Raw genomic sequence first — 13,489 nt, forward strand, 5'->3', positions numbered from 1 at the left:
CCTTCGGCGGGCTACTTCTGCAGAGGCGCCCCGATATCCTTGGCCCACTTATTCCAGTAGGCCTCTTCCTTTCCGACATCGGACGTGAAGCTCTCCACCGTCGAACCGGTGATCAGGGTGGCGCCGATCGTTTCCAGTTGCTTCAGGAACTCTGGATCACTCGAAGCCTTGTCGAGGGCAGCGCCAACCTTGGCGACGACGTCGGCGGGGAGGCCCGGCGGACCCGCGACCCCGAACCACGGGGAGATATCGATAGGCTTGCCACCCGCCTGTTCGATCGTCGGCAGATCCGGGAAGGCCGGCGACCGCTCGGCTGACGTCACCGCGAGCGCCTTGAGGGTGCCGGCCTTGACCTGCTGACCGATCGTGGCTTCGGTAAAGAAGCCCACCTGTAAAATCCCCGACATGCAATCGACTATCGGTTGATTGCCGCCCGAATAGTTGATGAACGACATTTTCGTGTCGTAGGCCATATCGAACAGCGTGCCACCAATGTGGGATGTCGCCCCGAACGTACCGCCGAAGTTCACTTCTCCCGGGTGCGCCTTCAGATAGGCGACGAGCTCCGGTACGCTGGACACGGGAAAAGTCGGGTTCACGACGAGCAGATTCCGCTGCTTCGCGACCTTCCGGATGTAGGTGAAGCCCTTCTGCTGATCATAGCGCACAGACGCATAGAGCGCCTTGGCGCGAGTATTCGAGGACTCCACCGCGACGAGGAGCGTGTACCCGTCGGGCTTCGCGCGGGAAACGTTTGACGCGGCGATCATTCCGCCGGCACCGCCGTTGTTCTCGATGATGACGGTCTGGTTCAACTCCTTCGAGAGAAGGCGGCCGATCACGCGGCCAATGATGTCCGTCGGACCTCCAGGCGGGAAACCGACGACCAGCTTGATCGTGGTGGAGGGATAAACATCGGCCGCCTCGGCCGGATCGGCGATATGTCCGACGCAAAGAACAGCCACGCCGACGACGATGGACGCGGCTTTTCGGAACAAGCGAAACATGCGACACCTCTCTCGAAGAATGGCGAACCTTCGAACCAAGGACACTTTGTGTCAAGTATGAAACTGACGTAACGCGACGCATAACCGCACAACGACTCGGCAAAAACTGCGAAAAAAGCTTTCACTTGCAGCATTTTTCGGCATTTTCAGCGCTATTTCGGTCTCCAGTTCGTCAGGTATTGCGGTTCCATGCTTGCTCAAATTCGGCTTTTGTGTTCTAGACGATCGGTCTATTAAGGACACAAATGGCAAAATCTTCAGATAATCGCCGCCAACCGGCCGAGGCGCGGCGACACGACATCGGATACTCGCCGACACGCGACGTTCTGATCCGTTGCGGAATGGAAGTGATGACTCAACAGGGATTTGCCGCCACGGGCCTGGACGCACTGCTGCGCCGCGCCACCGTGCCGAAGGGCTCGTTCTACCATTACTTCGAGAGCAAGGCGGAATACGGTCGCGAAATCATGAAGGAGTACGATTCCTTTTTCCGGCACAAGCTGGACCGCGCCCTCAACGACGAGAGGCTCGCGCCGCTGGCACGCATGCGAGCCTTCGTCGAAGACGCCAAGGCAGGTATGGCGAAATACAGCTACACGCGCGGCTGCCTCGTCGGAAATCTCAGCCAGGAAGTCGAGGCGCTACCCGACGATTACAGGTCCGCTTTGGACGAAATCATCAAGGGCTGGCAGCGGAAGGTGGCGCATTGCCTGGAACTCGCGCGCGACGCCGGCGAGATCGGAGATGCCGCGGACTGCGATGCCTTGGCCGAGTTCTTCTGGATCGGCTGGGAGGGGGCGGTGATGCGGGCGCGCCTCGTCAGGAACGGCGTGCCGCTCGATACCTTCATCTCCGGCTTCGTCGCCGGTCTCCCGCGCCCGGACGGGGCGAAGCCGCGGTCCAAAAGAAACGTGAAATAGGAGTTCAAATTGTTCAAAGCCGTTTTGATCGAAAAGGACGAGCAAGGATACCGCGCCGGGGTGGCCGAGTTGCCCGAGGCTCGCCTTCCCGAAGGAAACGTGACCGTCGACGTGGAGTACAGCACCCTGAACTACAAGGACGGCCTTGCGATCACCGGCAAGGGTCCGATCGTCAGATCCTTCCCGCTGGTGCCGGGGATCGACTTCGCGGGTCTGGTCTCGTCGAGTTCCGACTCGACCTTCTCGCCGGGAGACCGGGTCGTTCTCAACGGCTGGGGGGTCGGCGAACAACACTGGGGCGGCCTGGCCCAGCGAGCCAGCGTCAAGGCCGACTGGTTGATCAAGCTGCCGGATTCGATGCCTTCCCGCCGGGCGATGATCATCGGCACCGCCGGCTACACGGCGATGCTATCGGTCATCGCCCTCGAGAAGTTTGGCATCCGCCCTGGCACGGGCGACGTGCTGGTGACCGGTGCCGGCGGGGGCGTCGGCAGCATCGCGATCATGCTGTTGCACAAGCTCGGATTTCGCGTCGTGGCTTCGACTGGAAGACCCGACGAAGAGCCGTACCTCAAGAGCCTGGGCGCAAACGAGATCATCGACCGGTCCCAATTGTCGCAACCAGGCAAGCCGCTGCAGAAGGAACGGTGGATCGCCGCGATCGACTCGGTAGGCAGCCACACCCTCGCCAACGTGTGCGCCGGCATCAAAGCGGACGGAGCCGTCGCAGCTTGTGGCATGGCGCAAGGTTTGGACTTTCCCGCAAGCGTTGCCCCCTTCATCCTGCGCGGAATCGCCCTGTTCGGCATCAACAGCGTGACGCGCCCGAAGGCGGAACGCGTCGAAGCCTGGGACCGTCTTGCCGCCTTGCTCACCGAGGCCGATCTGGAGAGATCAGCGGTCGAAATCGGTCTGAGTGACGTCGTCGCCTCCGCGGAGCGCCTCATGAGTGGCCAAGTGCGCGGGCGCACGGTCGTCGACGTCAATAGGTGACTTCGACCCCGAAAAACTGCGATGCGACTGTAGCGGGCCGGGCCGTCGAAACCAGACGACGACTACGGCCCACCCAAACGGGAGATTTCGAAACGATGGCCGCTTCGGAACGAACTGCAAGCGAGGAACCCCTGCTCGGGTTCTCGACGCGAGCGATCCACCATGGGTACGACCCTGGCCATCACTCTCGCGCGGTATCCCATCCCATTTACACGACGTCGACCTTCGCCTTCGACAGCGTCGCTGAATTGGATGCGGCGGCTGCATCGGGAGGCAGGCTATACGCGCGGGAGTTCAATCCGACGACCGCGCTGCTGGAATCCCGCTTGGCAAGCCTGGAAGGCGCCGAAGACGCAGTCGTATTCGCATCGGGAATGGCTGCCTTCGGAGCGTTGATCCTTTCGCTGCTATCTCAGGGTGACGAGCTCGTCGTTCATCGAACGCTGTATTCGAATACGACGACCATGACCGAGCAGGGTTTACCCAGGTTCGGTATCAAGACCGTTCCAGTCGATCTGAGCGACCCCGCCAATCTCGATGCTGCTGTTACTTCACGCAGCAAAGCTGTCTATTTCGAGACCCCCATCAACCCAACTGGCGACGTCCTCGACATCGTTGCCGTTGCGGACCGTGCGCGACGAGCCGGCCTCTTGGTCTTCGTCGATGGTACGTTCGCATCGCCTGCGCTGCAAAGGCCTCTGCAACATGGGGCGGACGTCGTGCTGCACTCACTCACGAAGTACATCAGCGGACACGGAGACCTACTTGGAGGCGCTCTCTTGGGTCAGGCCGAACTGATCGAAAAAATCCGAGATCGTGGCCTCCGATATATCACGGGTGCCGTCCTGTCACCTGTGGCTTCGTCACTGATTCTGCGTGGTATCAAAACGCTTCCTCTTCGGATGGAGCGCCACGGATCCAATGCACTTGCAATCGCGCGCATGCTCGATGCCCACCCGTTGGTTGAATGGGTGAACTATCCATTCCTTCCGTCCCATCCACGGTACGCAATCGCGAAAAAGCAGATGTCGGCAGGATCCGGCATACTGTCCTTTGGTCTCCGTGGAGGCTTTGAATCTGCCCGGCGCTTTCTTGACAATCTCAAACTCATTACGCTGGCCGTCAGCCTCGGAGACGCCGAAACGCTCATAATGCATCCTGCCAGCTTAGTTCACGCCCGGCTCGCGGTTCGTCCGGAAGCGCATCTTCAAAGAGGCGTCGAAGACGATTTGATCCGTCTATCGGTCGGACTTGAGGACGAAGCAGATCTACTCGGAGATTTCGAACAGTCTTTAAGTAGGCTCTAGGGACCTCGGTCCGCAAAGCAAGGATTAGAATATGATCGCCGCACCGCCCGGACTCGAGCCGGCCATGGACTTCGGTCAAATCCCTCTGTCTCAGCAAAAGTAAGTCGTCCGGAAATTCTACAAAGATATGTGGGACCGCGCGGATATCGCTCTGATCCCGGAGATATTTCAGCCGGGCTTCACGTTCAGAGGCTCCCTCGGCCCCGTCCTCGTCGGCTACGACCAATTTGCGGACTACGTCAGATGGGTAACGGACTCGCTCGAGTCCTACACATCGGACATCCTCACCCTGGTCGAGGAAAGCAACCGGGTTTCAGGCAAGCTTCGCTTCCACGGCATCCATCGAAGGCCGATGCTCGGTTACGCGCCGACCGGACGTCACGTCTGGTGGTTCGGAGCACCGTTTTTTACGTTTCACGATGGCAGGGTCACGGATCTGTGGGTTCTTGGCGACATCCACGGGCTCATCGCGCAACTCGCCCCGGACGCGGCGAGCAGACCCGAGTTCGCCACGAACGCCCGGTTGCAATCTTCGCCGTAAACGGACCTCGAAATGTTTAATCTTCAGATGTTCCTACTCTTTTTGGCCGCCGCACTGGTCGTGGCGGTCACTCCGGGACCCCGCATCTTCTACATCGTCGCGCGCACGCTGGCCGGCGGCCGCAACGAGGGATTGGCATCAAGCGTCGGCCTGGGGCTCGGCGGCTTCGTACATGTGCTCGCGGGCGCGATCGGCATCTCGGCCCTGGTGATGGCGAGCGCCGAAGCGTTCACCGCGCTGAAGGTCGCCGGTGCCTTCTATCTCATCTGGCTGGGCATCAAGACCTGGAGGGAAGCGCGCGTGACCGCGCCGACCGACGTCCGGACGACTGGGCCAGGCCATGCGCTGCGCGAAGGCATCGTCGTCGAAGCGCTGAATCCGAAGACCGCCGCATTCTTCCTTGCCTTCATTCCGCAGTTCGTTGACGCGACCGCGCACGTGGCTCTGCAGTTCGTCGTGCTCGGAACGATTTCCGTCGCTTTGAATACCAGCGTCGACCTGATCGTGACCCGTTGGGCGGCCAAAGCGAGGGATGGACTCGCCGGACGACCAAAGTTCATTGCGCGGACGAGACAGACCTCGGGAGCCGTGATGTGCGGCTTGGGAGTCGCATTGCTGGCCGCGCGACGCGCGAGCTAGGGTCCGCAGCCGGCAATACGTTCCCGATTCCGACAATTGAAATTGCTTCGTCGGCACTCGACCAACTCCCGCGCCATCCGAAATTCATCTCGTGAACATCGCACGACGCGGGGCGGCCTTACCCACTTCAGGAGGCCTGCTCACATAGGCTGTGATGAGATTTTTCTTGATCTCGCGGTGCACACGCCGCGCACACGCCGCCTTCTAAGCAATTGAAAAACTTAAATTCTCGCTCCAATCCATCATGGGGAAGTGTGAGCTAGGTCCAGCCAATCAAAGCCAGCGAAATCTAAGTTCGCACACCCGCGGACACAGTGGAGAAGCACTGTGGCGGAGAGAGTGTCAGTCAATCCCCGTTGAAACAGAAAGTATTTTCGATCTTTTTAGACCAAAACCCACCGTTCGAGCTACGGCTGAAACCGGGGTTTCTCCTGCCGGCAACCGCCTGTCCTGCCAGTGGCAACCCTCCGTGTTTGAAAAAGCCATTGTGCGGCTTTGTAGATCGCCATCTGCCTTATTTCTTTCCTGTCTCTGTTCGGCAGCAAGGACCTCAGCCCGGCGGTGGCTTGCAAGACTGAACCACTTCACCGTTACCGGCTGGGGCGAGACCGGCTATTGCCGCGGCTGCTCCTCCTCGCCATGCTGCCGTAGCAAATCGAGCAGGCGCTTGCGCATGATCATGCCGGGCCGATCGGACGGCATATGAATCTCGATCTTGCGGCCCATATCGACGACGGCGTCGGGATCCGTCGATTCCAGCATGTCGCGATCTTCGGCGATGATCGCGGCGTCCCAGTCGATCAGCTCCTGGGTTGAACAGTCGGCCTCGGTGTCGTTGCGGAACAGCAGCTGAACGACCTGGATCTGTCCATCGGAAATCGGCGTCGCGCAGTTGAAGATGATGTGCCGGATGCCGGACGGATATTCCATATCGAGGCGCCGACAAAATGGCATGAACCATTTGTTGCGCTGATGCCGCCTCGTCATCGGCTCTTTCGTGCCGGTGATCCTGTAAGCATTGGGCGGATTGCGAACCGAGATGACGGTCTCGGCGTCGAAGCCTGCGGCGTTCTCGGTGATCTCGTACTTCTCGGGCTTTGGCTGATTGATGTCGCCGAAAGTCCCCTTGTGAACAAAAGCGAAGTGCGCGTTGTCGAAGGAGTTCTCCATCAGCCGTAGCGCCGCCGTGTTCCACTTGTCGTAGAATTGGTTGATACGGCGATAGCCGGGCATCTCGTCCTCGGGGATCGGCGGGATGTCGCTCAAGGGCTCATCGAGTGCCACCCAGACGTAACCGTAGCGAGCCTTAGCCCGGAAGGAGCGCGCCTTCGCGTCCGGAACCGGTTGCTCGAATGGAAATTGCGGGATCATGATTAGCTTGCCGTCGCGATCGTATTCCCAGCCATGATAGCCGCAGACGATGTTGCCGTTGTTGCACCAGCCTTTCGACAGCTTTGCGGTGCGATGGCAGCACCGATCTTCAAGCGCGGCAGGCTCGCCCTTGGCATCCAGGAACAGCACGATCGGCTCGCCGAGCAGCGTGAACGGCTTCGGCCCGTCCTTGAGATGATCGACCGGCATCAGCGCGTACCAGAACCGGCGCAACACCGGCTGCTTCGTGCTCAACATGATCTTGCTCCCGGATTCTAGGCTGCCAGACGCGTGATGACGCGCGCGGCATCGGTTTTGAGTTTTTGCAGATCGAGCCCCGGAATGGCTCCGTCCTCGACGACGATCCGGCCGCCAATCAGGAGATAGCGGAGTCTGGCCGAGCCGCCACACGTCACCGGCGCGATCAGGGGATCGTGCATGCCGAAATGTCGGGGCTGGTCGAGATTGAAGATGGCGATGTCCGCCTGTTGCCCGGGCGCGAGCGTGCCGACATGGGGCATGCCGAGCACGCGGGCGCCGCCGGCGGTTGCCCAGTGCACGACGTCCTCGGCGGTCACGGCGCCCGCGCCCTTCACCGCGCGGTGCGTGTGCCAGGCGCTATGCATTTCGCAGAGCATGTCCGCTGCTTCATTGGAGGCCGCCCCATCGACCCCCAGCGAAACGGCTCCACCGAGACGCGCCATCGCATCGGCAGGCGCAATACCCGAGCCGAGGCGGCAGTTCGACTGAGGACAATGCGCCATGCCGGTGCCGGTGCTCGCAAGGATGCGCACCTCCTCCTCGTCCAGATGCACCAGATGCGCGAACCACACGTCCTCGCCGAGCCAATCGTGATCGGCCAGCCATTGCACCGGCCGCTTGCCATGGACGGACAAACAGAACTCGACATAGTCGGCGGTTTCCGATAGATGGCTGTGCACCCGCACCCCCATGCGCCGCGCCGCCGCGATCACTTCGCGCAGCTCACCCGGATCGAGCGACCAGGTCGGCGTGGTCGGCGCCAGCGCAACCCGCGACAGGCTGTTCGGCGAGCCATCGTGGAAACGCTGCGCGCATGCCTCGACCGATTGCAGCATGCGATCGAGCGTTTCGACCGGCATCGCTGCAAACCTGTCCGTATCGACGTGGCGCGCCGTGGTGCCGCCGCCGCGGCAAAATACCAGGCGGAGACCTAGACTTCGCGCAACGTCGAAGATGACCTGCGCCGGATCGAACCGGAAGGTGTCGCTGAAGAGATAATGATGGTCGGCAACCGTCGTCGTCCCCGACAGCAGCAGCTCTGCGAGCCCGATACGAGCCGCGACCGCAAGCGCCTCCTCGTCGAATTTCGACCAGAACCGGTAAGGCACAGCGCGCAGCCAGCCGGCCAGCGGCAGGTCGATCCCGGATCGCACGCCCTTCAAGACACTCTGGAATAAATGATGATGCGTCGAGACCAGACCGGGATAGACCACACCACCCCGCGCATCGAGCCGCTGCTCGCCCGGCTCCGGCGCGAGCGCACCGATTGCGACGATCACGCCGTCTCGGATGCGGATCTGACCCGCGGTGCGCATCGCAGCGCCCGGCAGGCCTGTGAAGATGCCTGCGGCATTGTCGATCAGGATCGCCGTCATGTTTCTGTCCTGGTCTCGCTGTCGTGCCAGTTGGACAGTACCAGCTGCGACAGCGCGACCATGGCCGCGAACAACAACACCCCGGTCAACGTGATCAGGAATAGTGCGGCAAACATACGGGGAATATCGAGCGAGAATCCCGCATCGAGAATTTCATAGGCGAGTCCCGATGAACGACCGCCGGTGCCCGCGACGAACTCCGCGACCACGGCGCCGATCAGCGCGAGGCCGCTCGATATCCGCAAGCCGCCAAAGAAATAAGGCAGCGCGCCCGGAATACGCAGCTTAACCAGCGTCTTGAAGCGGCTGGCACGATTCATTCGAAAGAAGCTCGCAAGTCCAGGGTCGACGCTGCGCAGTCCAAGCGTCGTGTTCGAGATGATCGGAAACAGCGCCACCAGCGTGGCGCAGATGGTCAGCGAAATCTGTGTGTTCTTGACCAGGATGATGATGAGAGGCGCGATCGCCACCACCGGTGTCACCTGCAGGAGCACCGCATAGGGAAACAGGCTGACCTCGATCGCCCGGCTCTGCACGAACATGAAGGCGATCAGCGTGCCGAGAATGACTGCGGCCACGAACGCCTGCAAGGTCACCCGCAAGGTCACGAGCAGCGCGCGGAGCAGTGAGGGGCCGTGCTGGAGGAAGCTGTTAAAGATGTCGCTGGGCTTCGGAAACAGGTAGACGGGAACGGAGGCGAGTTGAAAGCCGACCTCCCAGACGGCGAACAGCACAACCCCTACCGCAAGCGGGGCCGCGATGCGCACGAACACTTCGGATTCGAGCAGGGGCTTCACTTTTCTCCTCCCCCGACCGATTGCAGGGACGCCTCGGCAAGCCATGTCGACAGCTCGCGGCAATAGGCCGCAAATTGCGGGCTATCGCGAAATCCCTGATCGCGTGGTTGCGGATGATCGATGGTCATGACGCGAAAGATGCGCCCCGGGTTGGCGGCCATGACGATGATCCGGGTCGAGAGGAACACAGCCTCGTAGATCGAATGCGTGACGAACACCGTGGTCAGCTTGCGCTCCCACCACAGGTTGACAAGATCGTCGTCGAGCCTGTTGCGCGTGAATTCGTCGAGTGCGCCGAACGGCTCGTCCATCAACAGGAGATTTGGGTTCGTGACCAGGGCACGCGCGATGGAAACGCGCATCTTCATTCCGCCGGAGAGCTGCCTCGGAAAATGCCGGTTGAACGCCGAGAGACCGACGCGGGCAATGGCATCGGCAACTTTCGGATCCGCCGTGGCTCGCGGCATGTTGGCGAACTCCAGCGGCAAGCGGACATTGGCCTCGACCCGAGCCCAGGGCATTAAGGTCGGCTCCTGGAACACGAATGCGAGACGCCTGCTCTCCTGTCCCACTTGAGCGAAATCGCCGCGCCACCACAGCAGACGGCCGTCGGAGGGCTCGATGAGGTTGGCTATCAACTTGAGCAACGTGCTCTTGCCGCAACCGGACGGCCCGATCAGGGTCAGGAATTCGCCCTCTGCGATGGCAAGATCGATCGGCGCGAGGCCTCGCGCTCCGTTGGCAAACACCTTCTCGGCCGACAGGACCTCGACAGCCGGCGGGCGGTCATCAGCGGTCGTCATCTGCCTTGCCCTCTCGTCCAACGGCTCAACGGGCAACAGCACCGTCATATCGGCATCCCCTATTTCAGACCGATCTTCAGGTTCCTGACAAAACGGTCGTCGAACGACTTCTGCCAGTCCACCTTAGGGTCGAGCAGGCCTCCGGCGACCAGGAAATCGTAGATTTGCCTGTATCGGTCGGCCGTGATGATGCCGACGCCGAGCGTTGCCGCATCGCCACGGTCGATTGCCTTCATCTCCTTCATCCGCTCGACTGCGAATGCGAGCTGGCCATCCGTCATCTTGGGATTGTCGACCTTGATCAGTGCATTTCCGGGCGCCGGATTTTTCATGTAGTCGTACCAGCCCTCCAGCGAGGCCTTGACGAAGCGCTCCACCACACCGGGCTTTTCGGCGATCGTCTTCTCGGTGGTCACGATCGTGGAGCCGTAGGGTGGGTAGCCGCCGTCCGCGAGCAGGAAGAACTTGACCTTCTCTTGCTGCTGCTCGGCTTGATACGGCTCGGAGGACGGATAGGCCTGCTGCGCAATCGTCTTGTCGGCGAAGAAGGGTTGCAGGTTGAAAGTATAGGGACGGATCTGGTCGTCGGTATAGCCGTATTTCGTACGCAGCCAAGGCCAGAATGTTGTTCGGGACGACCCGGCAATCAGGATCGGCCTTCCCTTGAGCGCGGCGAGATCAGCCACGTCGTCATGAGCCATGATGCCCTGCAAGTCGAACTGGAACGAGGAAGCGACTGTCACGAGCGGCAGGTTCTGCTCGCGACCCTTGAGAACCTGGATGTCGTAGCCCATCATGAAATCGGTATCGCCGGCCAATAGAAGCTGTGAGCCGTTCACCTGCGGGCCGCCCATCTTGATCGTGACATCCAGGCCGGCTTTTTCGTACAGCCCCGTAGCCTTGGCCTGGTAGAAGCCGCCGTGCTCGGCCTGGGCGAACCAGCTCGTCAAAAACGTGACCTTGTCGGCGGCCTGCGCGGGCGCGAGGGACGCGACCAGTCCTGCGCTCGCCAACAGACCGGCTGCGATCATTCGGAATAGATTTTTCAAGGCCATGCTGGTGCCCTTCTGCGTCACTCCGGCGCCGGCCGGCAAGACCCGTGCTGCGAGACTTTCCGAATTGAGGATGCACAAGCGGACTGTCACCTCAAAGCATTTTGATTCGAGCAATCCGTTGCCTTTCGAGCAACGCCGTTTTCGTGTGCAGGTGACCCTGCCCTGCTGAAATGAGCCAGCTCTATCGGCTCGCCTGGTCGCAAGCCTCGGTTCGGTAACAGCCGAACCTGGGCTTGGCGGAACGGATCAAGCGCTCCGCATGCTTTTGTGCTCTCCAGCACTGCCCCTTTGGCAGGCAACTCGCCGCGAGAAAATGGGCACGCTATAGCGGGAAAAGATGCGCTCCGGGTGCCGGTGACTGGCCGGTCGTCGGCACCCGAGCTCGTCAGAATTTCATTGTCACCCCGGCATAGACCGTCTCTTCCGTGCAGCTATTGTTGCTGGCGCCCTTGAACAGACAGCTTGCACTGCGATTGTGATCGAGGCCGAACTTGTTCTGCCAGTAGCGATAGGCAACCCAGAGATCGACGAAGTGGGCGTATCGCGGTCCCCAGAGGGCCTTGCTGGCGTCGAATGTCAGACGAATAGGTTCGGAGTTCAATGTCACGACGGTCGGCGTGCTGACGACCGGATTTTTCTCGTAGCCTTTCGGTCCCTGCCAGGCGGCCCGGCCGCTGATCGACCAGAACTGCATGCTCTCGGGCAGGAAGCCTAGATCCATGTAGTAATTGGCCTCCACCGACCATGTCACGTCGAAACTCCGCTCGCCGTCGGCGAGACAGGTCGCGCCCGGCGCGGGATACGGAACGCCAGCGCCGAACAGGCCGCATTGGGCGAACGCGTTACGGCTCGCAAACTCCCAATAGGCGAGCGGCGCCACGTTGAAATAGCCCTTGTACGGGAGGTCGAACGCAAACTGGAGACCAGCGACGACCGCGCGCTTGGAGTTCGCAAGGAAGCTGTTCTCCGTGTTCGCATCCATGCCGACTTCGAATGAAATGTTATGGAGCGGTCCGATCGCAAACGCCTTGGTATTGAATATGTCGTTCCAGCCGAAGGTCGAACGAAACAAACCGTAGATCTCCGTCATTCCGGCGCAGCTGGCCGGCAGACCGGAGACGCTGCTCACGATCGCCCCGGACGCGTTCGTGACACAGGGATTGGCAGGATCGTTGTGATCCGACTTGAACATCGAAAGCGAAAGGAAGTTGGTGCCGTACGCCCAGACATCGAAATGCGTGAATGCATAAACCTGCTTCGCCGTCGTCCCGTCGATGGCGCCGTTCGGCTGAACGCTGAAAAGACCTGGGTCCGTCGCCTTCGGCATCCACGCATATGTCAGGCGATCATCGACGACGAGGAAGAATGGAAGATCGGGTGTCTTCCGGGCGGATTTGACTGCGAGGTCGTCCGCGCGGGCAAGACCGATTGATGCCGCAGCCATCAAGGCTAGGGTCGCGGCGGTGAAGAAACGTCGAAGATCGAACATTGTGTGCCCCCTGGTTTGACAAGCGGGCGCCCGCAACCGTTCGCAGCGACGACGTCGTCGCTACGCTCATAGCTCAAGCTCTTTTCAGGGAGCCGTCCCCGGACGGCTGCGTGCTCGCCCGTACTCAAGATGCACAGCCAAGCAGTCGCCTAGAAGCATTTTGATTCGCGCAATGCGTTGCCTTTCGGATGACGCGCGATCGTTTCGGCGAACGACGCACGGACATCGAAGATGCACGACAATGTTCGTGCGCAGGCAGCATCGAGCACGCATCTGATGTTTTCGTTAGTGGCTGAAGGAGCAAGAGGGTCCGCGCGATTTGTCGTCGCTTTCGGAGCGAGCGGCTAGAACCGGCTCATGTCCCGCCGCAGCCGAGCGAGAAAGCGCTTGCGTTTGCCCGCGGTCGCAACGTTCATGTGATAGAGCGCGTAGTAGCGCACGCGCGCCTTGCCGCCGGCGAACCACGGCAGATAGCGCTTGATGATCTTGCGCGGCGGATCAGCCATGGCGATCGCCTGCCAGCGTGGCCGACCATAGGTCGCAATCCCTGTGATCCGTTCGATGTGTAGCAGCATCGGCCTCGCATGAGCGGGATCGGACAAATCGAGCGCGATACCCGGACCGAACATGCGGTCGAACCAGCCTTTGAGCATCGCCGGCGGTCCGAATGACCAGGTCGGAAACTGCACGATCAGCGCGTTCGCCGCCATCAGGCGTACGACATGGGCCTCGTTGTTGGCCCGGTTTCGCTGGGGATCGTGGTAGTCGCGGCGGCCCTCAGCGTTCAGGACGGGATCGAACCCCTCGGCATAGAGGTCGAGTAGATCGACCGAGTGGCCGGCCTCGGCGAGGCCGGCCATCGCCTCGCTCCGAATGGCGGCGTGAAAACTGTCGGCGAGTGGATGGCAATACACGTAGAGCACGCGCATC

General features: G+C 61.0%; 12 protein-coding genes and 1 pseudogene. 5 read left to right on the top strand and 8 right to left on the bottom strand.

The genetic code is table 11. The features are described from left to right. Window positions 1–11 precede the first annotated feature (11 nt). Entirely contained in the window at window positions 12–1,007 is a 996-nt protein-coding gene (locus AC0L21_RS03010) for a Bug family tripartite tricarboxylate transporter substrate binding protein (protein WP_473257898.1), read from the bottom strand. 245 nt (window positions 1,008–1,252) lie between these two features. Here AC0L21_RS03010 and acuR point away from each other — a divergent pair, with 245 nt between their 5' ends. The 5 genes and pseudogenes from acuR (at window position 1,253) to AC0L21_RS03035 (ending at window position 5,407) form a co-directional block, all read left to right on the top strand. Beyond that, the gene (gene acuR / locus AC0L21_RS03015; protein ID WP_473257901.1) at window positions 1,253–1,927 is read left to right on the top strand and encodes an acrylate utilization transcriptional regulator AcuR; all 675 of its coding nucleotides are present in this window, start codon (window positions 1,253–1,255) and stop codon (window positions 1,925–1,927) included. Between the two features lie 9 nt (window positions 1,928–1,936). After that, window positions 1,937–2,920 (top strand): acrylyl-CoA reductase (NADPH), encoded by a 984-nt coding sequence (gene acuI / locus AC0L21_RS03020; RefSeq protein WP_473257903.1) that lies wholly within the window; start codon window positions 1,937–1,939, stop codon window positions 2,918–2,920. 95 nt (window positions 2,921–3,015) lie between these two features. After that, window positions 3,016–4,227 carry a trans-sulfuration enzyme family protein gene (locus tag AC0L21_RS03025; RefSeq protein WP_473257906.1) on the top strand — a complete coding sequence of 404 codons (1,212 nt, stop codon included), beginning with the start codon at window positions 3,016–3,018 and terminating at the stop codon, window positions 4,225–4,227. A gap of 118 nt (window positions 4,228–4,345) precedes the next feature. Beyond that, a pseudogene (locus AC0L21_RS03030) lies at window positions 4,346–4,768 on the top strand (ester cyclase); the annotation flags it as partial. Window positions 4,769–4,780: 12 nt separating this feature from the next. Then, on the top strand, window positions 4,781–5,407 hold the full coding sequence (locus AC0L21_RS03035; RefSeq protein WP_473257910.1) for a LysE family translocator: 627 nt from the start codon (window positions 4,781–4,783) through the stop codon (window positions 5,405–5,407). A gap of 612 nt (window positions 5,408–6,019) precedes the next feature. On the opposite strand, the gene AC0L21_RS03040 is transcribed toward AC0L21_RS03035, so the two are convergent. From AC0L21_RS03040 to AC0L21_RS03070, 7 genes are all read right to left on the bottom strand, one after another. Continuing rightward, the gene (locus AC0L21_RS03040; RefSeq protein ID WP_473257914.1) at window positions 6,020–7,036 is read right to left on the bottom strand and encodes an aromatic ring-hydroxylating dioxygenase subunit alpha; all 1,017 of its coding nucleotides are present in this window, start codon (window positions 7,034–7,036) and stop codon (window positions 6,020–6,022) included. A 17-nt stretch (window positions 7,037–7,053) separates the two neighbouring features. Continuing rightward, window positions 7,054–8,415 carry an amidohydrolase family protein gene (locus AC0L21_RS03045; RefSeq protein WP_473257916.1) on the bottom strand — a complete coding sequence of 454 codons (1,362 nt, stop codon included), beginning with the start codon at window positions 8,413–8,415 and terminating at the stop codon, window positions 7,054–7,056. Further along, complete coding sequence (locus AC0L21_RS03050) at window positions 8,412–9,212, bottom strand: ABC transporter permease (protein ID WP_473257919.1); 801 nt, start codon at window positions 9,210–9,212, stop codon at window positions 8,412–8,414. The genes AC0L21_RS03045 and AC0L21_RS03050 overlap by 4 nt, the downstream gene beginning before the upstream one ends. Next, on the bottom strand, window positions 9,209–10,015 hold the full coding sequence (locus AC0L21_RS03055; protein ID WP_473257921.1) for an ABC transporter ATP-binding protein: 807 nt from the start codon (window positions 10,013–10,015) through the stop codon (window positions 9,209–9,211). Before AC0L21_RS03055 ends, AC0L21_RS03050 begins: the two co-directional genes overlap by 4 nt. 59 nt (window positions 10,016–10,074) lie before the next feature. Continuing rightward, entirely contained in the window at window positions 10,075–11,070 is a 996-nt protein-coding gene (locus AC0L21_RS03060) for an ABC transporter substrate-binding protein (RefSeq protein WP_473257923.1), read from the bottom strand. Window positions 11,071–11,455: 385 nt separating this feature from the next. Continuing rightward, window positions 11,456–12,559, bottom strand: coding sequence for a hypothetical protein (locus AC0L21_RS03065; RefSeq protein ID WP_473257925.1), 1,104 nt, complete (start codon window positions 12,557–12,559; stop codon window positions 11,456–11,458). A 344-nt stretch (window positions 12,560–12,903) separates the two neighbouring features. Continuing rightward, complete coding sequence (locus AC0L21_RS03070; protein WP_473257927.1) at window positions 12,904–13,488, bottom strand: NAD(P)H-dependent oxidoreductase; 585 nt, start codon at window positions 13,486–13,488, stop codon at window positions 12,904–12,906. Between the last annotated feature and the right edge of the window lies 1 nt (window position 13,489).

The sequence above is a fragment of the Bradyrhizobium sp. WSM4873 genome, assembly GCF_055811355.1.